The organism is Pseudoalteromonas sp. TB25, assembly GCF_000497995.1.
Classification (GTDB): domain Bacteria; phylum Pseudomonadota; class Gammaproteobacteria; order Enterobacterales; family Alteromonadaceae; genus Pseudoalteromonas; species Pseudoalteromonas distincta.
Map to the genome: position 1 here is coordinate 1 of NZ_AUTI01000443.1, position 24222 is coordinate 24222.

Sequence of the window (24222 nt, forward strand, 5' to 3'; positions counted from 1 at the left end):
CCACCTTCACGGATAGCAAAACGAAGACCTTCATCCATCGCGATTGGTGCGATTAGAGTTACTGTCATCTTGATGTTATCACCAGGCATTACCATTTCTACGCCTTCTGGTAACTGTACGTCACCAGTTACGTCAGTTGTACGGAAGTAGAACTGTGGACGGTAACCTTTGAAGAATGGAGTATGACGACCACCTTCATCTTTAGAAAGTACGTATACTTCTGAAGTGAATGTAGTATGTGGGTTGATTGAACCAGGCTTAGCTAGTACTTGACCACGTTCAACGTCTTCACGCTTAGTACCACGTAGAAGTGCGCCGATGTTTTCGCCAGCACGACCTTCGTCAAGAAGCTTACGGAACATTTCAACACCAGTACAAGTAGAACGAGTTGTATCATTGATACCAACAATTTCTACTTCGTCATTGATGCGGATGATACCAGCTTCAACACGACCAGTTACAACTGTACCACGACCCTGGATTGAGAAAACGTCTTCGATAGGCATGATGAATGGCTTATCGATGTCACGCTCTGGCTCTGGGATGTAAGAATCAAGTGCGTTTGCAAGCTCAACAATCTTATCTTCCCACTCTTTCTCGCCTTCTAACGCTTTAAGCGCAGAACCCGCGATTAGAGGTAAGTCATCACCTGGGAAATCGTATTCTGAAAGAAGTTCACGAACTTCCATTTCTACTAGTTCAAGTAGCTCTTCGTCATCAACCATGTCACATTTGTTCATGAACACGATGATGTAAGGAACACCAACTTGACGAGAAAGAAGGATGTGCTCACGCGTTTGTGGCATAGGGCCATCTGTCGCAGCAACTACTAAGATCGCGCCGTCCATTTGAGCAGCACCAGTGATCATGTTTTTAACATAATCGGCGTGACCAGGACAATCTACGTGTGCGTAGTGACGTGTAGGTGTATCGTATTCAACGTGAGACGTTGAAATAGTGATACCACGTTCGCGCTCTTCTGGAGCGTTATCGATTGATGCGAAATCTTTAGCAACACCGCCGTATACTTTTGCAAGTACGTTAGTGATTGCTGCAGTTAGTGTAGTTTTACCGTGGTCAACGTGGCCGATTGTACCAACGTTTACGTGCGGTTTTACGCGTTCAAACTTTTCTTTTGCCATGACGGAACCTATCAGTTTTGTGTATCTAAATTACATATGAAAATAATCCACCAGAGGTAGATTAAGTTAATTTTTTCAAATAGTATTTTCTGACAGATAAAGGAAGTAATCAAGGAGATTCTTAGGACTGGTGCTGATAGGCAGAGTCGAACTGCCGACCTCACCCTTACCAAGGGTGCGCTCTACCAACTGAGCTATATCAGCAACACAAGAACTGGAGCGGGCAGCGGGAATCGAACCCGCATCATCAGCTTGGAAGGCTGAGGTAATAGCCATTATACGATGCCCGCATAAAAATCTGTTCTTAAACTACCTCTAACCGTCAAGAATAAAGTGGTGGAGGGAGCTGGATTCGAACCAGCGAAGGCTGAGCCGTCAGATTTACAGTCTGATCCCTTTGGCCGCTCGGGAACCCCTCCACGATAATTCTCTACTAATTCACTTCCGGTAAAAGGAAAGTGGTGCCGACTAACCGAGTCGAACGGTTGACCTACTGATTACAAGTCAGTTGCTCTACCAGCTGAGCTAAGTCGGCACTGCTTTAGTACGGGGCGAGATATTAGAGTAAGGTTTATTGGGATGCAACAATAAAATTAAAAAAAGTGTAAATTTTTAGTTTAAATGCTCAATATTCACGCGAAAACACGTTTTTTGCACTTTTTTATACTGTTTCGGTTAATTCATACCAATAATTTAAGCCCTTCATTACTAACAATGAATCAAAAATACTTCCTGCAAATTGCTGTTGCAATAGCGAGCCATAGCCACCAGCAAAAATAATTTGTGGTGCTTGTTCTGTTTTTTGAGCCGTTAAATTCAGCTTAGCCTGCTCAATTGCACCGATGGTTGCCACTAAAGCACCATTTTTTAAACCGTTTGGCGTATTTTTACCCAATTCATTAGTAAATGGTGTTTTACCGTCATCAAAAACACGTTGGGTGTTTTGTGTAAGTGATGAGGTCATTAAATCAAGCCCAGGTAAAATCCAGCCGCCTAAATGCTTACCTTCATTATCAAGCACATCAATTGTTGTCGCAGTACCTGCATCAACAACAATGCATGCTTTATGTGGGTATAATGTAAAGCCTGCAATAAGCGCAAGCCACCTGTCGATGCCTAAGTTACCTACGTGCTCGTAAGCGCATACAAGATCTCCAAGCGTTTTGGTTACTTTGGCTTCAAAGCAAGTAATATTATTGCTAGCCGCTTGCGTTAGAATATCGTTTAATAAATCACTGCGCCCTACGCACGCATAAATCACTTCGGTTATTTGCAACCAAGGTAGGTTATTTATATCTGCTGGTTGTGCTTGATCGTTATCCCACAGCACAGCTTTTAGTGATGTATTTCCTACGTCGATCAGTAATCTCATACTTGCGCCTTTCTGAGGGAGACTTCCCCACCATAATAACTTTTTACTTCACCATCTTGGCGAATTCGTATTCCACCTTGTGGGTCAATACCTTCACATATTCCACGCCAGCTTCGGTGCCCTGTATTAAGCTCAACATAATCACCAGCAAATGCATTGAGTGAATTCCATTGCTCATACATATTTTGCAAACCTGTTTGACGATACTGCACTAAACGCTGCTCTAAATGATGAGTAAGCGATGCCACCAGCTGGTTTTTATCTAGCTGTTGGGTATGTTGATTTAAGTCGGTCCACGCTTGGTCTATATGTTGGCTAAAGCTGTCTGGCATTTGTAAGTTGATACCTATACCAATCACAAGCTGACAAGGACCTTGCGGCTGTCCGTCGAGTTCAACTAATACACCTGCAAGCTTTTGCTTATTTATATAAATATCGTTAGGCCATTTAAGCTCTACGTCAATTTGGTATAACGCTTTAATTGCATCATAAACTGCAAGGCCTACTGCAATTGATACACCCATTGCAGCTTGAAGCCCGTCATCTAAACGCCAAAAGTAACTGTAATACAAATTAGCGCCGAATGGGGATTGCCAAACACGGCCGCGTCGGCCGCGCCCTGCTTGCTGCATTTCAGCAACAATAACAGTCCCAGACTCAAGCGCTGTTTTAGCCTGTATACGGCGCATAAGCTCACTGTTGGTCGAATCTATAATAGGGTGTACTTCTACATTGGCCGTATTATCACCTAGCGCTTTGTAGTGTTGATCAATTTGCGTTTTATTTAAAAGGCCCACCTGACTATTCAAACAATAGCCTTTGCCAGTCACTTTAAAAATATCCAAGCCCATTTCTTGTAACGTTTTAATATGTTTACTAACCGCAGCTCGGCTAATCCCTAGCTTTTCACCCAAGGCTTGCCCAGATACAAAGCCTCCTTGGTTGAGTGCATTTAAAATAGCGAGTTTGTTTCCATCAGGTGCTTTCATTGCTCAGGTTCCGCGTTAATATGGCATTCGCTGCACGAATCTATTAAACGTACTTCGTGCTCAAGCATAATGTTGTAGCGCGTATAAACCACTTGCTGAATGTGTTTAATCATTTTTATTAGGTCACTACCTTCACTATTTCCGTGATTAACAAGCACTAGCGCTTGTTGTTCATGCACTTCTACACCGGCCTCGCGGTGCCCTTTTAAACCACTTTGATCGATTAACCAACCTGCTGCGACCTTGTGATGACTTTGCCCATATTCGTAATGAGGTAAATCTGCAAACTGCTTTAATAGCTCAGCTAACTGCTGGTTAGTAATTATTGGGTTTTTAAAAAAACTGCCCGCATTTGGCAATGTATATGGGTTTGGTAATTTACTATTACGCGTTTTTATAACCTGCTCAAACACTGCTTGCGGTGTAATAACATCTAGCTGCTGCAGGGGGCCATAACTTAATACTGGTTGCCACTTTTTTGGAAGCGCTAAGTGTACTTGCGTGATCACCGCTTTATTTTTAAGGGCATGTTTAAATATTGAGTCTCTGTAAGCAAATTCACATTGCTCGTTATTTAATGAATGCATAGTGTTAGTGGTTATATCAAAGTATTCTACCAACTCAATAAATTTAGCTATCTCAACGCCATAAGCACCAATATTTTGTACCGGCGATGCACCCACAGTGCCCGGTATAAGTGCTAGATTTTCAAGCCCGGGTATCTTTTTCTCTAATAAATAACTGACTAGTTGATGCCAGTTTTCGCCTGCAGCAATACTAATTAGTGTGTCGCTCTCACGCTCGGTAATTTTAATACCTTTTAAGGCTATTTTTATAACCGTACCCATGTAGTCATTTAAAAATACGGTATTACTGCCCTCGCCTAGCAAACAAAACGGTGCACTAAAACTTTGCGTTTTAAGTTGCTCAAGCTGAGTAATTTCAACAAAATTTTGGCATTGGCTGTTTAATGCGAATGTATGTAAGGAGTGTAATGAATGCGCCACAAAGCTCTCTAAAAATACCGGTAACTAATCGCAATAGTTTACCTCATCGTCGCAAATGTGGCACTAGATTGTAAAAATCACTCAACCCACCGTGTCAATCGTGATATAAAACCAGCACTTTTTTATTTGTGTTCAGAGTAATGATGAAAATTAAACCTCTTTTTTTAAGCCTCGCTATGGCGGGTATGTGTTCGCAAGCAATGGCTAATGCGATTGACCAAAACTCGTATGCTAACCTTGATGATGTTGTTACTACTCACTTAAACCTTGATTTAGATGTCGACTTTGCCGACAAGCAGTTAGAAGGTTTTGTGGAGCATACTCTTCAGTGGAACAACAGCAAAAGTAGAACTCTGGTACTTGATACCCGCGACTTAGACATTGATAAAGTAATGTACAAAGACCAAAGTGGTAACTGGAAAAAGGCGACTTTTGATTTAGCTAAGCGAGATGACGTTAAAGGTTCAAAGCTTACTATTAAGTTTAAAAACCAAGCTGAAGTAGTTCGTATTTACTACAACAGTCGTCCAGAAGCATCTGGCCTGCAATGGTTAACACCCACGCAAACGGCAAGTAAAACGCATCCATTTATGTACAGCCAATCGCAAGCAATTCATGCACGTAGTTGGATCCCAGTGCAAGATACACCCGCAATGCGTGTAACTTACTCTGCACGAATTCATACACCAAAAGATATACGAGCAGTAATGAGTGCCGACAACAAAGATGCGCTTTATAAAGATGGCGACTACATTTTTGATATGCCACAAGCAATTTCACCTTACCTAATTGCTATTGGTGCAGGTAACTTAGAATTTAAAGCAATGTCGCACCAAACGGGCATATTTGCTGAGCCTACAATTTTAGATGCCTCAGTTGCTGAATTTGACGACACCCAAGCCATGATCGACAAAACAAACGCTATGTACGGCGAATATGCATGGGGTCGCTACGACTTATTAATGCTACCGCCAAGTTTTCCGTTTGGTGGCATGGAAAACCCACGCTTGTCATTTATAACCCCAACGGTTGTTGCCGGTGATAAAAGCTTAGTTAACCTTATTGCCCATGAGCTTGCTCATTCTTGGTCAGGTAACTTAGTAACTAACGCAACGTGGGAAGATTTATGGTTAAACGAAGGTTTTACCTCGTACGTTGAAAACCGCATTATGGAAGAAGTATTTGGTCGTGACCGTGCGGTTATGGAACAAGCACTTGATTCAGCGTCTTTACGCGCACAAATTAAAACAATTGATGCACCAGATACACGCCTTAATTTAAAGCTTAATGGCCGTGACCCAGATGATGCGTTTAGCTCAGTGCCTTACACTAAAGGTCAGTTATTTTTAATCTATCTAGAAAACAAATATGGCCGCGATAAGTTTGACCCGTTCGTAAAAGCCTACTTTAAAGAGTTTTCGTTTAAATCACTTACTACCGCGCAATTTGTTACTTACTTAAAAGCTAACTTAATTGAGAAGTACCCGGGTGTTGTAAGTATGGATAAAGTAAACGAATGGATTTTTGAACCTGGCTTACCAAGTGATGCGCCCAATCCTACTTCTGATGCATTTGATAAAGTAGATACTGCAACAGCAGCATGGCTAAAAGGCGACACAACAGCTGCTCAACTACCAACAGCTGATTGGTCTGTGCATGAGTGGCTACACTTTTTAAATAACTTACCACGCGATTTAAGCATAGAGAAAATGAGCGAGCTTGATAGTGAATTTAATCTAACGCAATCAACGAATGCTGAACGTGCATTTGCTTGGTTTATGCTAGCAGTAGGTAATGGTTATCAACCAATTTATCCTGCGCTTAATAAGCACTTATCAGGTATTGGCCGTCGTAAGTTAATTGTGCCGTTATACAAATCACTTATCACTAACGGTAAAAAAGAGTGGGCTCAAAGCGTGTACTTAAAAGCACGCCCTGGGTATCACCCTCTTGCACAGGGTACTATTGACGCATTATTTGAATAAATAGCGTTAATTAGAAACTAAAAAGGGCCAAATTTGGCCCTTTTGTTTTTCTGTTTTTCACTTTTTTACTTTTTCTAAAAAAGCTTTACGCTCCGTAGCCGTGGCTTGCTGCCACCAAAAATCAAGCATTTGCGGCGCACTTGGCATGCCTTTACCTGTAATTGGTGCTATCGGCTTTATTGGCTGACTAGGACGAGAAGGTCCTGCAGGCATTGTATTTTGCATTGCCGGTTTATTGCTTGCTAGCTGCGTGTTAGAAATAACACTTAAAGGTTTAGCAACAGCGCTACTTTTTGCTTTTAAACTCACTTGAGGGGCTTCTGCAAATACTTTTGCAGATACCGCATTTTCAGCACGATTAAACACTAAGGTATAATCTTTACCTGCTTCAACAGTTACATTTACCCAAAATGGTTCCGACTCTATAACTTCATGCGTGTCATAATCATCTTCATATAAATCGGTGTATTTTAGCCTAAGCTGATAGGTCCCTGGAGCAAGCTCGACATCGTCAATACGACTAAACAAAGAGCTTTCTAGCATTTTATCGCCCACTTGCAGTGGTACAATTTCTTCTGGAAAGTGAATATTCTCAGCATTAGCCGAAAAACTAACTAGTAATGCAACTGCACTACTTATTAAAATTGGTTTAAGCATATTAACTCCTTTATTTGATTTCAGTTTGACACTGCTTTGAAAGTTTGTCATTAGTGAGCTTAAAATTCACAACACTTAATTAGGAACACACTATGAGCCAAGAAACTATTTTTACCAAAATAATTAATCGTGAAATTCCGGCAGATATTATTTACGAAGATGAAAACACTCTCGCATTTAAAGATATAAACCCACAAGCGCCATTTCATGTATTAATTATCCCAAAAAAAGCAATTGCTACTATAAATGATATAAATCCTGAAAACTCACATTTAGTAGGCAACTTATACGTAGCCGCAGCTAAATTAGCTAAGCAACATAATTTTGCTGAGGACGGATACCGCGTAGTTATGAACTGTAACGAACATGGTGGGCAAACTGTTTATCACATACATTTACACATGCTTGCCGGTAAAGAGATGGGGTGGCCACCTTATCAAAATGTAAAAAAAGTAAATTAATTAAAATTTTTCACTAAACTATTCCACTCAACTAATTAGTTACAAATGTTATGGTTTTTCATGGTTATAAATAATAAATAGTTACTTATTTGCAACATTTTATGTTTAAATAATCGTAATATCGTATTTGTTATTGAGTACATCAACGACTTTCTAATACAAAAGGTGTGGAAGTCGTGATAAACTCAGTCAGTCAGCTTTATAAAAGAGTATAAAAACATGAGCAGTTCAGCCTTTTTGTTATTAGATCAAGAGCCAATTAACACTATTGGTATTAACGTTTTAGAACCTTTGTTAAAAACGCAAGGCCTTGACGTAACCACAGGTACTAATATTTTAGACATACCTGAAGGGACTCGACTTTTGTTTATTGAAACATCAAGCAAGGATGCATGGGGAAAACTAAAAGAACAACTAGTAAACCTACGTATTAAATGCGATATCATATTATTTAATCTAGACGAAAACCCTGAACTTGCTAACCGTGCATTGTTGAGCGGTATTCGTGGCGTGTTTTACACAACAGATAACGCCGATGTATTAATGAAAGGTATTCGCTTACTACTTGAAGATCAACTTTGGTATCGCCGCGATATAATGTGTAATGCATTAAATCGTATGCTTCAGTTTAATAAAGATGCCCTGCATAAATTAACTGAAGGTGATATTGAGCCTGTTAAACTCACTAAACGAGAAAAAGCAATAATCTCACTAATGAGTAAAGGTTCGAAGAATAAAGAGATCGCAGAAGATTTAAGTATCAGTCCACACACTGTTAAAACACATTTATATAGCGCATTTAGAAAAACTAAATGTCGTAACCGTATTGAGCTCCTATCTTGGGCACAGCAAAATATTCCTGATGAAATTCGTTAATCAAATATTTAGTTTAAAATTAAAAGCAGACACTTAGGTGTCTGTTTTTGTATGTGTTGCATACTTATTTAATACTAATTTGCTTACTTAAGTGATCTGTTTTGAAAATTGGTATAAGTGTATACTTTTAATAATATTTGTTTAAAAACTACTTTGCTGGACTATTAATGCTCGACTCTTTCACTCTTTATTTTGCCAGCATCGCCATCATGGTTGTAATGACTTTACTTAACTTTTTGACGTGGCGAACAAACAAACAAATTCCAGGCACATTGCTTTATATTTTCTATCCCATATTGCTATTAGGCTCAGTTATTGGCTTTACTCTTGTTGGTGATACACATAATTTAGTAATTATTAGCGCTGCCAGTAGCATGATGTTTGCCGCATCAATAGTGCATTGTTTATCGCTCAGTCAGTTTTTAAATTATCACGGTATTGGTTTTAAATTACTTTGCTCAGTGACCGTTTTTTGCACTGTAATGCTTGGTTATTACACCTTTTTTGACCCATCTTTGCACGAAAGAGTAATTGCATCCGATATACAACACATAGCAGAAGCCGGTTTTTTACTGTTTATATTTATTAAGTGTGCACGCAAACCCTACCCTAATGGCAGTATTGTATACATAACCATTTTAACGCTTGTTGGTTTAAGCTTTATTGGCCGCTCGTTATTTATGAATAACATTGAACAAAAAAACCTTTTAGTAAACGGCTGGTTTAGCTCTTTGCTATTTTTAAATGGCGTAATTGCGCCCATGTTTTATGCTGCAGGTATGGCGTTATTGTGTAATGAGCGCAGAGAGCAGCATCTCAATAAGTTAGCCGATAAAGCACAAAAAGATTTAGAAATACGCGGGTTATTTTTATCTACTATAAGCCACGAAATTCGCACCCCGCTTAACGGTATTTTGGGCAGTGCTCAACTTGTTATGAACCAAACAAGTGATACTCGCAATAAAGCCTATTGCGAGGCGATTATAAATTCTGCCGAATCTCTTAATTTATTGGTAGATAAAGTACTCGATTATGCAAGTTTGGATCAAAGTGACGAAGCGCTTTACGAAGAAGATGTCGAGTTTAAAACATGGCTTAATAATTTATGCTTATTACTAAGTCCTCTCGCCGAGCAAAAACAGCTCAAGTTTGAACTAATATGTAATATTCCTGAGCAAGCCTGTTATTACTGCGACCAGCAAAAACTTAGGCAAATAATTATTAATTTAGTGGGTAATGCCATTAAGTTTACAGACCACGGAACCGTTAAAATTCAGGTTGATTTAGTTTTAGAAAAGCAACTTGAGCACACTATAAAAATTAGTGTAAAAGATTCAGGGCCAGGTATAGAAAATGATGAGATAGCTTACTTAACAGAGCCCTACGTACAAAGCAGTGCAGGAAAAGAGAAAGGTGGGACCGGCCTTGGTTTAGCTATTACCAGTCGCCTACTTGAAAAGCTCAGTAGCCGACTCGAAATAGCTAGCCAGCTTGGAACCGGCAGTGTATTTAGCTTTACCGTTACTTTTACCTTAGGTGAATTAAGCCTTGTAGAGCAGCGCCATCAAACTAAAGATTACTTAACAGGTCTTGATGTACTACTGGTTGAAGATTTAGATTTAAATCAAAAAATTGCTATAGAATTTATGGCCGACGATGAGCACAAAATTAAGCTCGCAAAAGATGGGAAAAGCGCAATAGAGCTCATGCAAGCTCACCACTTCGATGTTGTTTTGCTTGATATGAACTTACCTGATTTAACAGGCCAAGAAGTACTTAAACGGCTAAAACGCATTGATCATAAAAATCAACGAACGCCAGTACTCGCATTTACTGCAAGCCTTAGCCCTGACGAAGTAAAAGAGTATTTAGAATTAGGTATAAAAGACATTGTAGGTAAGCCTATTAAGCACGAGAAGCTTCGCCAAGCACTTAGCGACTCTCAATCTAATCAAACTGCGAGTATTGCAGTAGAGCTTATTGATACCTTGTATGACAAAACAGCGGCCGAAACACTCACCAGCTCGTTTAGTGAAGATGAAGTGTCGTCGATTTATAATGAGTTTGTGCTTTCGGCGCGTAACAAGCTAATTCGCTGTCAAAAGCTTATTGATCAACAACCAGAGCAATGCATTAAGCTTTTACATCGACAAGCAAGCACTGCTCTGCAACTTGGCTTTAATCGCTATGGTCTTGAGCTTAAAAAAATAGAGCGCCGTTTACTCGATAAAAAACCACACAACGATATGCTTGATGAAGCGTTAGATCTGTGGCAACGAAGCTTAGAGCAATATTTAAAGTTTGTGCGTGGGCAGTTAGAGTAATAGTGAATTAGCTTTAAAAACAGCTAATTATTAGCCTCTTCCATATTTATCATCAAATCGCTCTATGTCGCTTTCATCAAGTACAGCACCGGTTTGCACTTCAATGACTATTAACGGCTCTTTTTGATTATTAGCCAAGTTATGAATTTGTTTTGCGGCGATATAACACGATTGGTCATGCGTTAGCGTATACGCCTGCTCATCAATGCATACATCTGCAATGCCCGAAACCACAACCCAATGTTCAGCGCGATGCTGATGGCGCTGCGTCGAAAGCTTAGCACCGCTGTTAACAGTAATTTTTTTAACTTTAAAGCCAGTACCCTCAACCAAAGTACGGTAATTCCCCCACGGGCGAAAAACCACTTGATGATGGTTAAGTTTATCAGCCTGTGTTGTCGCAATTTGCTTGAGCAACAAAGGCAGAGAATCCAGCTCATTTTGATTTGCGATTAACGTGGCATCATGAGTATGAATAATCGCTAAATTACTCACCCCAAGCGTGGCTATTGTGTGCTCAGCCTCTTTAATAACTAAGTTATTAGTGCTTTCTTGAGCCATATAATTAGTATTTAAACTATTACCGTTTTCATCTTTTTTTGTAAGCGCATCAAGGGATGAAAAACTGCCTACATCACTCCATTTTAAATCAACAGGCATAACAACTACGTTATCGCTTCGCTCTAAAATGGCGTAATCAATTGAATTGCTTGGGCAATGTTCAAGCGCACTGTTGCTTGGGCGGGTAAACCCTAAATCTTTAGTAAATTGTGCGGCTGCGGCGACACTCGTTGCTATTTTTGGCGCAAATCGTTCTAGCTCTTTTAAATAGGCTGCTGGGGTAAATAAAAACATGCCGCTATTCCAGCTATAACCTCCTTGAGCTAAATAACGGTTCGCTGTATCTAAGTCAGGCTTTTCTTTAAATTGAGCGACATCGTAACAACCTGTTCCAGCAATAGCCGCGCCTTGTTTTATATAGCCATAGCCAGTATGTGGCTTTGTAGGTGTAATCGAAAACGTCACTAACTTCCCTTGCTCAGCAAATTTTACAGCTTCTGGGAGCTTAGCTGTTAATGCATCAAAGTTTTCAATATGATGATCGGCAGGCATCACTAGTAGCGGACCAGTAACACCATTTTGTAGTGCGTAGTGCGCCGCTAATCCGATAGCAGGCGCGGTATTTTTACCGTTAGGCTCAAGTAATAATGCACTAGGAGCTAAGCTTGCAACTTGCTCGGCGGCAATAAATCGGTGCTGTTCGTTACACACTAAAATAGCATTATCGAACAACCCATCAGAAACACGCGCCAACGTACTTTGTAGCAATGACGTGTTTTCATTTAGTAGTGGTAAAAATTGTTTAGGCATTGCTTGGCGAGAAAGCGGCCACAAGCGAGAGCCTATGCCACCTGCTAAAATTACAGGAGTGATTAAAGTGTTCATTACGAAATTTGCCGCCAACAAAAAATATCAGCGGCCATTTTAACACTTTATTGGCTCTGCGCTAAATTAACGTGTTTATATTAATGTAAAAGAGTCTGCATCTAAATAGGCAGGAAACGCCGCTTTAAACTCATCCAGTGGTGCTTTTTCAAGTGTTATAGTAACTAGTTGTTCGGTGTCATCTTGCGCTTTAGTCAAGGCATCGCCTTTAAAGTCGTATACCGCTGTACCACCATTGTGCGCGGCACCATTACCATCATCCCCTACGCGATTAACGCCTACTACGTAACACAGGTTTTCCATTGCACGCGCCATAAGTAGCGTATCCCATATGTGGCGGCGTACAGCTGGCCAATTTGCTACGTTTATCATTACATCGTAGTCGTTATTATTACGTTGAAATACCGGAAAGCGGAGGTCGTAACATACCTGCGGTAATAGTTTAAAGCCTTTGATTTCAAAAACTTTGCGCGCTTGCCCTGCTACAACGTAATCGCCCTCACTGCCTAAGCGAAATAAATGGCGTTTGTCGTAATAACTCACCTCTCCGTCGGGTTTTACCCAATAAAACCGATTGGCTTTTTTATTGCCTTGCGCAACCAGTACCGAACCGGCAATAACCGCATTATGTTTATGAGCCTGTGCCTTTAACCAAGTAAGTACTTTACCGCTTTCGGGCTCTGCACAATCTAAATTAATAGCAAAGCCAGTCGAAAATGTTTCGGGCAGTAAAATAAGATCGGGCTGATTAGTAATTGCTTCAAGCTGTTTATTAAACATGGCTAAATTAGCGTCTTTATCAAGCCAGTGAAGCGAGCTTTGCAATGCTGTAATAGTTAAAGTTGACATAATATTTGCGCTGCCTCTATGAGAGTGTTGTCGTTTTTAGCAAAGCATAAACGAATTACTTTATCGGTTGGTGGCTTTTGATAAAACACACTTAACGGAATAGCCGCAACACCTGCTTGCTCTACTAACCAATGGCAAAATTCAACATCGTTTAAATCCGATACATCGCTGTAATCTAACAATAAAAAGTAAGTGCCTTGGCTAGGTAAAATTTTAAAACGGCTGTTACTTAAATGACTCGCTAATAAGTCGCGTTTTTGCTGATAAAACCCGCTTAGCTCATCTATATGCTCACCTTGCTGCTCGAGCATATCGGCAAGCGCATGCTGTGCGGGGGTAAAACTTGAAAACGTAACGTACTGATGAATTTTTCTAAATTCGACAGCTAAATCGGCAGGTGCAATACAGTAACCCATTTTCCAGCCCGTGCTGTGAAACGTTTTACCAAAGCTCGATACAACAAAGCTTTTGGCAAATAATTCATCATCGCGTAATACGCTTAAATGCGGTTGTTCATCAAACGTAATGTGCTCATATACCTCATCGCTTATTACATACAAATTGTGAGTACCAACTAACTCTTTAAGCGCTTTTATATCTTGTGGCTGTAATATTTTACCGCTTGGGTTATGAGGCGTATTTATAATAATTGCACGGGTATTTTTAGTAATTGCTTGGCTTACTACTTGCCAATCAATGGTGTAATTTGGCGCACTTAAAACAATGTGTACCGACTTTCCACCAGCGAGTTCAATTGCCGGTTGGTAAGAGTCATATGCAGGGTCAAATACAATCACTTCATCACTGGGGCGCACAATTGTTTGAATAGCCACAAACAATGCCTCTGTTGCACCCGAGGTAACAGTCACTTGATCAGCTGCGTTTATATCAGCTGCATATTTGCGCTTTGCTAAATCAGCAATTTGTTGCTGTAATCGTGGTACACCACTTGAAGGTGAATATTGATTAACGCCCTGCTGCACATAATAATTTAACTGCGTTTTTAAAAGATCAGGAGCATCAAACTCAGGAAAGCCTTGAGAGAGATTAATTGCCGAAAACTCATTAGCCAACCCGCTCATTTGGCTAAATATACTAACGCCTAAATTTGGTAATTTACTTTCAAACACGTGATGCCCTTAATGATGGTTTTGCGCTTAAAGCGATGCTATCATTGCTTAAAACAGAAGTATAGCCGTCTAAAAACAATTAACTTTACGCTCATTAGTGAGGAATGTATGCAAAACAATACCGCTATTTCACAACTTATTGAAGCCGGAAAATGGGTTAGCCAAAAAGGCTGGGTACCCGCAACAGGCGGAAACTTTTCAGCTCGTACTAGCACTGGCTTTGTTGTTACAGCTAGTGGGCACGATAAAGGCTCACTGACGCAAGAGCATTTTTTGCAATTAGATCATCAAGGCGAGCGCCTAGCAGGAGCTGTAAAACCATCGGCAGAAACACAATTACACCTAAGTTTGTATCAGCTTATACCTGATGCGCAGTGTGTTTTGCATACTCACTCTGTAGCCGCTACCGTACTGTCGCAAATTACCCAAGGGCATCAGCTTGATTTAACAGGCTATGAAATGCAAAAAGCACTGAGCGGCTTTACTTCGCATTTAGAAACGCTGAGCATTCCTATTTTCGATAACGATCAAGATATTGACCGATTAAGCCTACTGGTCAGTGACCATCATTTACATACACCTATAGAGCACGGCGTACTGATACGTGGTCATGGTTTATATGCAGTAGGACGTAATATTGATGAAGTTCGTCGCCACCTAGAAGCCTTAGAGTTTTTATTTCGCTGCGAACTAGAGCGCCTAAAAATAATAGGTATTCAAGCGGGAGTAACTAAATGATTAAAGCCATTTTAACCGACATCGAAGGCACAATAACCCGTATCTCGTTTGTTAAAGAGGTGTTGTTTCCTTACGCAGCAAAACAGTTACCTACCTTTGTACGTGCCGATGCTAATAAGCCAGATGTAGCTGAGCAAATTAGTGCCGTAAAAGCCCTTATCGAAAAGCCAAACGCCGATATTGAAGAGGTCATTAGCACTTTACTTACCTGGATTGATGGAGATAAAAAAATCACTCCACTTAAACAGTTACAAGGCTTAATTTGGCAAACAGGGTATGAACACGGTGATTTTAAGGGTCATTTATACCCAGATGCATTTGATTTTTTACAAGCTCAGTACAACAACGATATAGCTTTATATGTGTACTCGTCAGGGTCAGTAAAAGCGCAGCAGCTACTTTTTAAATACAGTGATTATGGTGACATTCGCAGCTTGTTTACTGACTTTTTTGACACCAAAGTTGGCGCAAAACAAGAGCAAATGGCCTATAACACCATTGTTGAGCTGTTACCGTTTAAAGCAGCAGAAATACTCTTTTTAAGTGATGTAGCCGGCGAGCTTGATGCCGCGCAAGCTGCAGGCTTAAAAACACTACATTTAATTCGTGATGGGCAAGCAAGCACTAAAGCACACCCTTATATTAATAACTTTAGCCAATTTAAATTGGAGCAATTAGTATGAGTCAATTAACAATATATGCTGACAACGATGCAAGCAAAGCACTTGTAAGCACATCAAATGCTGATGATATTACAAAGCAACTAGCTAAAGTAAACGTACGTTTTGAACAATGGCAAGCAAATGCAAATATTAATGAGCACACCACCCACGAGCAAATTATTAGTGCGTACAAAAACGATATAGATCGGTTAAAAACCGAAAATGGCTATCAAACAGTAGACGTTATATCTCTAGCTAAAGGTAATCTTGGCGCATCAGAGCTGCGCAAAAAGTTTTTATTTGAACATACTCATAGTGAAGACGAAGTGCGTTTTTTTGTAAAAGGCCAAGGGCTATTTTGCCTGCATTTAGGCAATAAGGTTTACCAGGTACTTTGCCAACAAGGCGATTTAATTTCAGTGCCTGAACTTACCCCGCATTGGTTTGATATGGGAAGCGACCCTGAGTTTACTGCCATTCGCTTATTTAACAATACAGAAGGCTGGGTAGCAAAAAGCACTGCCTCGTCTATTGCAGAGCAATTTCCGCTATTATCGTAAGTTAGCCATTCAAAACCTTGGTCCACACTGATAAACATAACGTGGACCAAAACATCGCGAAGCTACTTAAGCTTTATGAGATCGCCATTTTCAACCTGACTTTGGTTATAAACACCTGTATCTAACACCCACCCTGTGACCAGTTTTGCCGGCGTTATATCAAATGCAGGGTTATATACATTAGCATTGATGGGCGCCCATAAAGCCTCGCCAAAGCTACCGCTAACTCCGCGCACTTCTTGAGGATTACGTTGCTCTATTTCTATATCATTACCACAAGCGGTGTTGGTATCAAGCGTGGTAATAGGCGCAACGACATAAAATGGAATGTTATGAAAATACGCAAGTACGGCTAAATTATAGGTGCCCACTTTATTAGCAAAATCACCATTGGCAGCAATACGATCAGCCCCTACTACTATTTTATCCACCTTACCTGCAGCCATTAAACTTGCCGCCATATTATCGCAAATTAATGTGTACGGTATTTCCCAGCGCTCAAGCTCAAAGGCCGTTAAGCGGCCGCCTTGTAATAATGGTCGTGTTTCATCAACCCACACATGTACGTTGCCATGTTTTTGCTGCGCTTTGTAAATAACACCCAGTGCAGTACCAATACCAGCGGTTGCAAGCGCCCCTGTATTACAATGAGTTAATATGTTGTCGCCACTATTTATAAGCTCGGCACCACGATTTGCCATTCGTTCACACAGCTCAATATCTTCAATAAACAACCGCTCAGCAGTACTAACAATACCGGCAACATAATCGCTTTGCGTTAAAGCTTTTCGCAATGCCGNCCGCCGTTGGACGAGTGGCTTCTAGTTCATTGATTGCTTTTTCAAGCTCACTTTTCACTACCCCTTGCTCAGCTAAATACGCCACTAACAAGCTCGCGCCTAAACCAATAAGTGGGGCTCCACGCACTTTTAAGTTAATGATCAGCTCTTTCATGGTTTCTACATCATGGCACTGATGCCATACCTGCTGGTGAGGTAGTAAATATTGGTCGAGCACACTAAGCGACCCGTTTTCATATTTTAAACTGCTTGCGATTAAGTTTTGCATAATGCTTAAGGTATTAAAAATGCGTAACGTTATTTTACACCACTTTGAATAACTCTCAAGTTAGACTTGTAGACATCTAAACATTTAAAAGTATAGAATGCTTAAAAGCTGATTTTTGAGATTTAAACCATGACTAACTATGTTGCTTTTAATGCACAGCGCGCTATCGATTACGTATCGACATTAATTGAATCTAAACAATGTAATTTTTTTGATTCCGGACAAACCTTATCGGCATATGAGTTTGGTGATGGCAATCTTAATTTAGTATTTAGAATTACTGATGAGCAAAACAATAGTGTTATTTTAAAGCAAGCTCTGCCTTACGCGCGTTGCGTGGGTGAGTCGTGGCCATTAACGCTTGATAGAGCCCGTATAGAAGCACAAGTTTTACTTAACCATGGTGCTATTTGCCCTACTTATACTGCTAATGTTTTACATTATAGTGAAATGCAAGCGCTGACTATTTTAGAAGATTTAGGTAATTTACAAATATTGCGTACTGCACAAAATAATGCAGAGCAATTCCCTAAATTAGCGCAGCACGTAGCGACCTACTTAAGCCACACCGGCTTTTATAATTCAGATTTTTACTTAACCGCGCAAACTAAAAAAGCACTCGTTAGCCAATTTACTAATCCTGAGCTTTGCCAAATCACTGAAGACTTATTTTTTAGCGATCCGTACATTGAGCACGAACGCAATAACTACCCAAAGCAACTACAAAACGAAGTTGACGCAATACAAAAAAACAACGCATTGAAGTTAGAAATAGCAAAACTAAAAGCTAATTTTTTATCTAACCCGCAAACATTACTTCATGGTGATATGCACAGCGGTAGCATTTTTGTTGATTGTAATAATACAAAGATGATTGACCCAGAGTTTGGCTTTTTTGGGCCTATTGGGTTCGATATTGGCTCTTTTATTGGTAATTTACTATTGAATTACTGCGCGCAAGCAGGTCATATTGATGACTTTGTAGCACGTCGCAATTACCAAACACATTTACTTAGCTGTATCGTAGACACCTATAGTTTATTTGAGCAGCAATGGCTTGAATTAATACGCACTAAAACAACAGATGAATCACTAGCGCCAGTAAGCTATGCGCAATACTTTATGAAAAACGTATTGCAAGATGCTGTTGGTTACTGTGGTGCTGAGTTAATTAGGCGCACTATTGGGCTTGCGCACGTAAGCGATATAGATAGTATTAGTGATGACAATGCGCGCCTTACAGTGCAAAAACAAACATTAGCACTAGGCGAGCAACTTATTTTAAATGCACAAACATGCAACAACAAAGAAGCATTCCTTAGTTTATTAATAAGCCAATTAAACTAACAAGCATTAAAAAAGGCGCTATAAGCGCCTTCTAGTTAGTTAAAACTTACTTGTAGTTTTCATAAATTTTATCAAGCGGCTCTGAAAGCCCACTTTCTTGCACTATACGTACATGCTTACGAGCCAACTCTCGTGCACTTGTTACACCGCATGAGTGAGCAATTAAACCGGCTCCGTAATGAATATATTTATTATAGTTAGCTACTCGTTGCGCTTTATCAGCTACATTTAAGCCGCGTTGCAAACGCTCGTTATGCGTAGTGATCCCGGTTGGACAGGTATCTTTATTACATTGCATTGCCTGAATACAGCCCAGTGCAAACATATGACCACGAGCCGATACAACAAAATCAGCACCGAGCGCCAATGCCCAAGCAACCTTTGAAGGTACGATTAATTTACCCGATGCAATAATTTTCACGCGATCTCGAAGCCCGTGCTTTTCAAGCATATTAACTACAAGCGGCAAGCTTTCGCGAAGAGGTAAACCCACCGAATCCATAAGCGGCTGCGGTGCAGCCCCCGTACCACCATCAGCACTATCAATTGTTATAAAATCGGGTGCCGACTCAATGCCACGATGATTTATTTCTGCAAATAACGTTTCTAACCAGGTGTAATCACCAATAACGGCTTTAAAGCCTGTTGGCTTTCCTGTGGTATTACGCACAGTGGCAATCATATCGAGAATATCGGCTGGGTTTTTAATTTCAGGGTGTCCATTTGGGCTAATCGAATCTTGCCCTTCTGGAATACCCCTAATTTTAGCTATTTCGGCGTTAACTTTGCGCCCTGGTAACATACCGCCTTTACCTGGTTTTGCACCTTGGCTCATTTTTAGCTCGAACATTTTAACTTGTTCGTGAGCTGCTATTTCTTTAAGTTTTTCGGTGCTTAAGTTTCCATGCTCGTCTCGGGCACCATATTTAGCTGTACCAATTTGAAATACCAGATCGGCGCCACCTTCAAGGTGGTAAGGGCTTAAGCCCCCTTCACCTGTGTTCATCCAGCAACCCGCTAATTTAGCACCTTTTGATAAAGCGCGCACAGCAGGCTTTGAAAGCGCACCAAAGCTCATGCCCGACACATTAAATAACGAATTAGTGGTGTAAGGTGTTTTACAATACGGACCTAAAGTAACATTACTCGGGTCAAGTGCCTCTTCATCTAAAGTAGGAAAAGCACAGTTCATAAACATAACCGTACCCGTCACTTCTAAGCTTTGTGTTGAACCAAATGCAGCGGTGCGATCGACATCTTTTGCTGCGCGGTAAACCCAACTGCGCTCAGCGCGGTTAAATGGCATTTCTTCTCGATCGAGAGCAAAAAAGTATTGTCTGAAAAATTCACCTTGGCGTTCAAAAAAATATCGAAAGCGGCCAATTACTGGGTAGTTACGCCTAATAGCATGTTTTGTTTGTGTTATATCGCGAAAGTAAAAAATAATAACAGTAAGCACAATTAACCCAAGTGCGATAATAAAAATACTCGCAAATACGTCAATACTAAACATAATGAAATTGCTCATCTAAGGCCCCTTGATGGCTATATTTTTAAATAATACCTATTGCGTAGTATCTGAATATTTTGACGATTGGAGTCGCTAAAATAAACTACATTACTAGGTCTGTGGTATAAAAAAGGTGTTGCGGTCAAAATGACACAACACCTTTGTTTGTTCAAGGTTTATAAGCCCTACAAAGCTAATTTTGCAGCTTAGTTAACTCATTTTTTATATATAAACGTACCTGTGTTTCTAATACTGACAAGGGCACTGAACCATGGCGAAGAACCTGATGATGAAATTCGCGAATATCAAAATTTGGTCCAAGCGCTTGCTCTGCTTCAACACGTAAACGTTTAATAGTTAACTCACCAATTTTGTATGACAGTGCCTGAGCTGGCCAAGATATATAACGGTCAGTTTCTGTTTTAACATTATGCAGCGAAAGCGCGGTGTTCTCGCTCATAAAGTTCATAGCTCGCTCGCGGCTCCAGCCATACATGTGCATCCCTGTATCAACAACCAAACGTGCTGCTCGCCACATTTCATAAGTTAAGCGACCAAAACGGCTATATGGGTCTTGATAAAAGCCTGCCTCTAAACCTAAATATTCAGAGTAAAGCCCCCAACCTTCGCCAAATGCCGAAAGGTAAGCATCACGACGATAGCTCGGCAAATTTTCAAGCTCTGCATTAAGTGATATTTGTAAATGATGACCTGGCACTGCTTCGTGCAACGTTAATGCTTCTAAAACATACAGAGGGCGCTTATCTAAAGCGTAAGTATTTACCCAGTAGTATCCAGCTTCATCATCTCGATTAGAGCCAGAATACCGACCTGTTGTGTATTTAGGGGCAATACTTGCGGGTACCGGTGCCACGCCATAAGGTTTACGCGGTAAGGTATGAAATAACTTAGGCAGCTGTGCATCCATTTTTTTAGCAATGTAAGATGCTTCTTTTAAAAGTTGCTCAGGTGTTGTTGCGTAAAACTGTGGGTCGGTACGTAAAAAGTGAATAAACTCAGCAAATGAGCCTTTAAAACCAACTTCTTTTATTACAGCTTCCATTTCACCTCGAATGCGAGCAACTTCTTTTAAGCCTAGCTCGTGGATCTCTTTTGGTGTCATGTCGGTAGTGGTGTAATGCTTAGCACGATTTTTATAAAAAGCTTTGCCATTAGGGGTTTCTGAAATACCAATACTTGTGCGGGCGCCCGGTTGGTATTGCTCAGTAAAAAACGTTAAGTAGCCTTTATATGCTGGTATTACTTTATTTTTTAAAACAACTTTAGCTCGCTGTTGAAGTGCATAAAAGTCACTCTCACTTAAACTGGCAGTGTTAGCTAAAAACGGTTTATAAAATTCTGATTGAGTTACATCATCAACAATATAAGTACTTATGGAGTCTTCGTATCCTTCTAAAACTGCTTTTGGTTGGGTGAGACCTGTTTCGAGCCCTTTTTTCATCCAATATATATTTTGCTCAAAAAAGCGGGGGATTTGTGCTAAACGTGCAAGGTATGTCTCTAAATCTTGCTCTTTTTTATATTGAGAACTGTTAACGATGTACGACAGACCGGAGTGAAAACCATACTCAGATGTAAGCGGCATGTAATGCGCATTAAACACATATTCATCAACGCTATTTTGCACCTGAGCACGAATAATACTTAAGTTAATTTGATTTTCGTCACTAAGCTTAGTTGCATCTACGGCATCTAAGTCTGCTAATAATTGAGTATTACTTTTGTACTGCTTTGCTAAAAATTCTGGCGATAAATTGGCAAGCAAATAGCCATCAACCCCTTTTGAACTGCTATAAGGGTTTATACTTTCTCTATATTGAACAATAGATTGTGCTACTTGAGTAAACTGTTCATCCGCATTGGGTGTGGTTATTTGACATGCACTTAACGAACATAAAGCAGTTATGCCAAGAAGCGTTTGGCGAAGCGTTTTTGGTAAAAAAAGATTCATTATTATTTAACTTGATGATGCAATAGATTGCATAAAACTATCGTAGGCTAAAGAAATAGCAAGTAAATGAGACAAACTAGCATGTTGAAATAATGCTACATACGTTAACAGAAGTAAAAACCAGCCGAATTGATGAGAAAAACAGCGATTGGGCTGCTAAAGTAAAATTTAAGTTCCCTAACTATCGTTTTTGCTTTTAAATAGCGCGGATAATGATTACTGTATAAAAAAATAATAAAAAGCTCGGACGCATAACCGCCTCATGGAATGAGATATTTTAAAATTTGCACTTATGCGTACTTAGTTGGTATTTAAAATGATGTTCCATGATTCCATGGCTATTGCACAAGAGAAGATGACTAAAGTGTGTGTGTTTTTAGAGCGCTATGCACTTTCTCCTACGCCGCTCAATTATCAAGTTGTTTATACCTATACTAGCCAAACTAACCTTGAGCTGAACAAAGCCTTAGACCGCGCTATTGCGGTTGAAGATAATATAGACAGTGTTTTAATTGAACAGCTCCATGCTGAATTTTTAAATACCGGTCACACAGAGCAAGTCAACATGATTCAAAATGTTGATGGTGTTATAAGTTCACTTTCTCAAAACTCTCAAGCTACTGAAAAACAGATAATTCGCTTTGCGGGTCAGGTGAGCGAATGCGTACATTCACTAGATGAGAACAACATAGAACAAAGCCGTCAAGCGCTTGAAGTACTTCATAATCAAACCGCCGAATTACTAAATCAACACAAGCAATTTAAGCAAGAACTAAGTAAAGCCAAACAACTACACGAAAAAACAAAAAAGCAGCTAAATCAACTTCGTAAACAACATATTATTGATAGCCAAACAGGGCTTTATAAACGCCATTATTTAACGCAACAAACTCAAGTATGGACTAATCAAAAAAAGTCTATTTGCGCCATTGCGATTCAAATAGATAACCTTGATCACTTTACTGAAAATTACGGTGATATAATTGGTGAAGTTATTTTGAATAAAGTAGCTAAACAAGTGCAAAAATATGTTTTTCAAAGTGGCTTNCGCCGATATAGACCCAGAAACAGCCAATGTTATAGCTGAAAAAGTCCGAAATGGAGTCGAAAAGCTTCGCTTTGTTAGTTCAAAAACAGGGATTAAGTTACCTAGTATTGGCTTATCTCTAGGAATTGCTCAACATCTACAAGAAGATGATTTTAACCAGTTAGCTAAAAAAGCGTCTCATGCGGCTTTTAAAGCGCGGTCATTAGGGCAAAGTAGCTACACTGCAGGGCAATAAATTACCTGATAAATCATATTCAAATTGCACCTACTGCGTACAATAAAGTACACTAACCTCTATTGTCACGATAGAGATTAGTCATGAACGAAACCGAACAAAAGACCACGCATTTTGGTTATAAAACAGTAGCCGAGGGCGATAAAGCTTCTATGGTTGCTGATGTATTTCACTCAGTAGCTGCAAAATACGATGTAATGAATGATTTAATGTCTTTTGGTGTGCATCGTTTATGGAAACGTCAAACTATTGCAAGCTCAGGTGTTCGTAAAGGCCATCATGTACTCGATTTAGCCGGCGGCACTGGCGACTTAACGGCAAAATTTAGTCAACTAGTTGGCGAGACCGGTCAAGTTGTTTTGGGCGATATAAATTCATCTATGCTTAAGGTTGGTCGTGAAAAACTACACAATCTTGGCTTAGTAGGCAATATTGACTACGTACAAATGAATGCTGAAATGCTGCCATTTCCAGATAATAGCTTTGATGTGATCACTATTGCCTTTGGCTTACGTAACGTTACCGATAAAGACAAAGCATTACGCTCTATGTACCGTATTTTAAAGCCAGGTGGCAGATTACTTGTTTTAGAGTTTTCAAAACCAGAGCATGACGTACTTAGTAAAGCTTACGATTTTTACTCATTTAATTTATTGCCAACAATGGGTAAGCTAGTTGCTAACGACAGTGAATCGTACAAGTATTTAGCTGAGTCTATTCGTATGCATCCAGATCAAGACACATTAAAAGCGATGATGGAAGATGCGGGCTTTGAACAAACAACATACCAAAACCTCACAGGCGGAATTGTTGCACTGCATCGTGGTTTTAAATATTAAGGCTA

The 24222-nt window shown here is 40.0% G+C and carries 19 protein-coding genes, 4 tRNA genes and 2 pseudogenes; 10 read left to right on the top strand and 15 right to left on the bottom strand.

The features are described 5' to 3' along the window. The 8 genes from tuf to murB form a co-directional block, all read right to left on the bottom strand. Nucleotides 1-1142: elongation factor Tu (tuf, locus tag L652_RS0121455; RefSeq protein WP_024597280.1), on the bottom strand; the 1142-nt coding region annotated here is incomplete at its 3' end. 128 nt (nucleotides 1143-1270) lie between these two features. Beyond that, a tRNA-Thr gene (locus L652_RS0121460) sits at nucleotides 1271-1346 on the bottom strand. An 11-nt stretch (nucleotides 1347-1357) separates the two neighbouring features. After that, nucleotides 1358-1432 (bottom strand) — tRNA-Gly (locus tag L652_RS0121465). 44 nt (nucleotides 1433-1476) lie between these two features. Then, nucleotides 1477-1561: transfer RNA gene (locus L652_RS0121470), tRNA-Tyr, on the bottom strand. 40 nt (nucleotides 1562-1601) lie between these two features. After that, a tRNA-Thr gene (locus L652_RS0121475) sits at nucleotides 1602-1677 on the bottom strand. 126 nt (nucleotides 1678-1803) lie between these two features. After that, complete coding sequence (locus L652_RS0121480; protein WP_024597283.1) at nucleotides 1804-2514, bottom strand: type III pantothenate kinase; 711 nt, start codon at nucleotides 2512-2514, stop codon at nucleotides 1804-1806. Beyond that, entirely contained in the window at nucleotides 2511-3503 is a 993-nt protein-coding gene (gene birA / locus L652_RS0121485; RefSeq protein ID WP_024597284.1) for a bifunctional biotin--[acetyl-CoA-carboxylase] ligase/biotin operon repressor BirA, read from the bottom strand. Before birA ends, L652_RS0121480 begins: the two co-directional genes overlap by 4 nt. After that, on the bottom strand, nucleotides 3500-4510 hold the full coding sequence (murB, locus tag L652_RS0121490; RefSeq protein ID WP_024597285.1) for a UDP-N-acetylmuramate dehydrogenase: 1011 nt from the start codon (nucleotides 4508-4510) through the stop codon (nucleotides 3500-3502). The genes birA and murB overlap by 4 nt, the downstream gene beginning before the upstream one ends. Nucleotides 4511-4653: 143 nt before the next feature. On the opposite strand from murB, the gene L652_RS0121495 reads away from it, so the two are divergent. Further along, nucleotides 4654-6495, top strand: a complete 1842-nt coding sequence (locus L652_RS0121495; protein WP_024597286.1) for a M1 family metallopeptidase — start codon at nucleotides 4654-4656, stop codon at nucleotides 6493-6495. Nucleotides 6496-6552: 57 nt separating this feature from the next. On the opposite strand, the gene L652_RS0121500 is transcribed toward L652_RS0121495, so the two are convergent. Further along, entirely contained in the window at nucleotides 6553-7152 is a 600-nt protein-coding gene (locus L652_RS0121500) for a DUF2057 domain-containing protein (protein WP_024603644.1), read from the bottom strand. Nucleotides 7153-7244: 92 nt separating this feature from the next. Here L652_RS0121500 and L652_RS0121505 point away from each other — a divergent pair, with 92 nt between their 5' ends. From L652_RS0121505 to L652_RS0121515, 3 genes are all read left to right on the top strand, one after another. Beyond that, nucleotides 7245-7613 carry a histidine triad nucleotide-binding protein gene (locus tag L652_RS0121505; RefSeq protein WP_024597062.1) on the top strand — a complete coding sequence of 123 codons (369 nt, stop codon included), beginning with the start codon at nucleotides 7245-7247 and terminating at the stop codon, nucleotides 7611-7613. A gap of 219 nt (nucleotides 7614-7832) precedes the next feature. Beyond that, a complete protein-coding gene (locus L652_RS0121510) occupies nucleotides 7833-8489 on the top strand; it encodes a response regulator transcription factor (RefSeq protein ID WP_004334929.1) in 657 nt (218 codons plus the stop codon). Between the two features lie 167 nt (nucleotides 8490-8656). After that, nucleotides 8657-10813 carry a response regulator gene (locus L652_RS0121515; protein ID WP_024597063.1) on the top strand — a complete coding sequence of 719 codons (2157 nt, stop codon included), beginning with the start codon at nucleotides 8657-8659 and terminating at the stop codon, nucleotides 10811-10813. 30 nt (nucleotides 10814-10843) lie between these two features. On the opposite strand, the gene L652_RS0121520 is transcribed toward L652_RS0121515, so the two are convergent. The 3 genes from L652_RS0121520 to L652_RS0121530 form a co-directional block, all read right to left on the bottom strand. Beyond that, on the bottom strand, nucleotides 10844-12259 hold the full coding sequence (locus L652_RS0121520; protein WP_024597064.1) for a mannose-1-phosphate guanylyltransferase/mannose-6-phosphate isomerase: 1416 nt from the start codon (nucleotides 12257-12259) through the stop codon (nucleotides 10844-10846). A 75-nt stretch (nucleotides 12260-12334) separates the two neighbouring features. Further along, complete coding sequence (locus L652_RS0121525) at nucleotides 12335-13108, bottom strand: amidohydrolase (RefSeq protein ID WP_024597065.1); 774 nt, start codon at nucleotides 13106-13108, stop codon at nucleotides 12335-12337. Then, on the bottom strand, nucleotides 13096-14238 hold the full coding sequence (locus L652_RS0121530) for a methionine aminotransferase (RefSeq protein WP_024597066.1): 1143 nt from the start codon (nucleotides 14236-14238) through the stop codon (nucleotides 13096-13098). Before L652_RS0121530 ends, L652_RS0121525 begins: the two co-directional genes overlap by 13 nt. 108 nt (nucleotides 14239-14346) lie before the next feature. On the opposite strand from L652_RS0121530, the gene L652_RS0121540 reads away from it, so the two are divergent. From L652_RS0121540 to L652_RS0121550, 3 genes are read left to right on the top strand one after another with little or no spacing between them, the layout of a single operon-like run. Then, nucleotides 14347-14976, top strand: coding sequence for a methylthioribulose 1-phosphate dehydratase (locus tag L652_RS0121540; protein WP_024597067.1), 630 nt, complete (start codon nucleotides 14347-14349; stop codon nucleotides 14974-14976). Next, nucleotides 14973-15659, top strand: coding sequence for an acireductone synthase (mtnC, locus tag L652_RS0121545; RefSeq protein WP_024597068.1), 687 nt, complete (start codon nucleotides 14973-14975; stop codon nucleotides 15657-15659). Before L652_RS0121540 ends, mtnC begins: the two co-directional genes overlap by 4 nt. Continuing rightward, nucleotides 15656-16198: an acireductone dioxygenase gene (locus L652_RS0121550; RefSeq protein WP_024597069.1), complete on the top strand. Its 543-nt coding sequence runs from the start codon at nucleotides 15656-15658 to the stop codon at nucleotides 16196-16198. Before mtnC ends, L652_RS0121550 begins: the two co-directional genes overlap by 4 nt. Before the next feature lie 62 nt (nucleotides 16199-16260). Here the strand turns inward: L652_RS0121550 and mtnA are convergent. Next, nucleotides 16261-17266, bottom strand: a pseudogene (gene mtnA, locus L652_RS01000000124255) (S-methyl-5-thioribose-1-phosphate isomerase). A gap of 129 nt (nucleotides 17267-17395) precedes the next feature. On the opposite strand from mtnA, the gene mtnK reads away from it, so the two are divergent. After that, nucleotides 17396-18613: an S-methyl-5-thioribose kinase gene (mtnK, locus tag L652_RS0121560; protein WP_024597070.1), complete on the top strand. Its 1218-nt coding sequence runs from the start codon at nucleotides 17396-17398 to the stop codon at nucleotides 18611-18613. Between the two features lie 46 nt (nucleotides 18614-18659). On the opposite strand, the gene L652_RS0121565 is transcribed toward mtnK, so the two are convergent. Both L652_RS0121565 and L652_RS0121570 read right to left on the bottom strand, forming a co-directional pair. Continuing rightward, nucleotides 18660-20141 carry an FMN-binding glutamate synthase family protein gene (locus tag L652_RS0121565; protein WP_024597071.1) on the bottom strand — a complete coding sequence of 494 codons (1482 nt, stop codon included), beginning with the start codon at nucleotides 20139-20141 and terminating at the stop codon, nucleotides 18660-18662. Nucleotides 20142-20316: 175 nt separating this feature from the next. After that, a complete protein-coding gene (locus L652_RS0121570; protein WP_024597072.1) occupies nucleotides 20317-22095 on the bottom strand; it encodes a DUF885 domain-containing protein in 1779 nt (592 codons plus the stop codon). A gap of 334 nt (nucleotides 22096-22429) precedes the next feature. On the opposite strand from L652_RS0121570, the pseudogene L652_RS01000000124260 reads away from it, so the two are divergent. After that, nucleotides 22430-23378 (top strand): annotated as a pseudogene (locus L652_RS01000000124260) (GGDEF domain-containing protein). Between the two features lie 83 nt (nucleotides 23379-23461). Next, the gene (ubiE, locus tag L652_RS0121585; RefSeq protein WP_024597074.1) at nucleotides 23462-24217 is read left to right on the top strand and encodes a bifunctional demethylmenaquinone methyltransferase/2-methoxy-6-polyprenyl-1,4-benzoquinol methylase UbiE; all 756 of its coding nucleotides are present in this window, start codon (nucleotides 23462-23464) and stop codon (nucleotides 24215-24217) included. Nucleotides 24218-24222 lie beyond the last annotated feature (5 nt).

Excerpts from the sequence above, each read along its gene's own strand:
- L652_RS0121480 (WP_024597283.1), bottom strand. The coding sequence starts at position 2,514 with ATGAGATTACTGATCGACGTAGGAAATACATCACTAAAAGCTGTGCTG.
- birA (WP_024597284.1), bottom strand. The coding sequence starts at position 3,503 with ATGAAAGCACCTGATGGAAACAAACTCGCTATTTTAAATGCACTCAAC.
- L652_RS0121495 (WP_024597286.1), top strand. The coding sequence starts at position 4,654 with ATGAAAATTAAACCTCTTTTTTTAAGCCTCGCTATGGCGGGTATGTGT.
- L652_RS0121500 (WP_024603644.1), bottom strand. The coding sequence starts at position 7,152 with ATGCTTAAACCAATTTTAATAAGTAGTGCAGTTGCATTACTAGTTAGT.
- L652_RS0121505 (WP_024597062.1), top strand. The coding sequence starts at position 7,245 with ATGAGCCAAGAAACTATTTTTACCAAAATAATTAATCGTGAAATTCCG.
- L652_RS0121510 (WP_004334929.1), top strand. The coding sequence starts at position 7,833 with ATGAGCAGTTCAGCCTTTTTGTTATTAGATCAAGAGCCAATTAACACT.
- L652_RS0121515 (WP_024597063.1), top strand. The coding sequence starts at position 8,657 with ATGCTCGACTCTTTCACTCTTTATTTTGCCAGCATCGCCATCATGGTT.
- L652_RS0121520 (WP_024597064.1), bottom strand. The coding sequence starts at position 12,259 with ATGAACACTTTAATCACTCCTGTAATTTTAGCAGGTGGCATAGGCTCT.
- L652_RS0121525 (WP_024597065.1), bottom strand. The coding sequence starts at position 13,108 with ATGTCAACTTTAACTATTACAGCATTGCAAAGCTCGCTTCACTGGCTT.
- L652_RS0121540 (WP_024597067.1), top strand. The coding sequence starts at position 14,347 with ATGCAAAACAATACCGCTATTTCACAACTTATTGAAGCCGGAAAATGG.
- mtnC (WP_024597068.1), top strand. The coding sequence starts at position 14,973 with ATGATTAAAGCCATTTTAACCGACATCGAAGGCACAATAACCCGTATC.
- L652_RS0121550 (WP_024597069.1), top strand. The coding sequence starts at position 15,656 with ATGAGTCAATTAACAATATATGCTGACAACGATGCAAGCAAAGCACTT.
- mtnK (WP_024597070.1), top strand. The coding sequence starts at position 17,396 with ATGACTAACTATGTTGCTTTTAATGCACAGCGCGCTATCGATTACGTA.
- L652_RS0121565 (WP_024597071.1), bottom strand. The coding sequence starts at position 20,141 with ATGAGCAATTTCATTATGTTTAGTATTGACGTATTTGCGAGTATTTTT.
- L652_RS0121570 (WP_024597072.1), bottom strand. The coding sequence starts at position 22,095 with ATGAATCTTTTTTTACCAAAAACGCTTCGCCAAACGCTTCTTGGCATA.
- ubiE (WP_024597074.1), top strand. The coding sequence starts at position 23,462 with ATGAACGAAACCGAACAAAAGACCACGCATTTTGGTTATAAAACAGTA.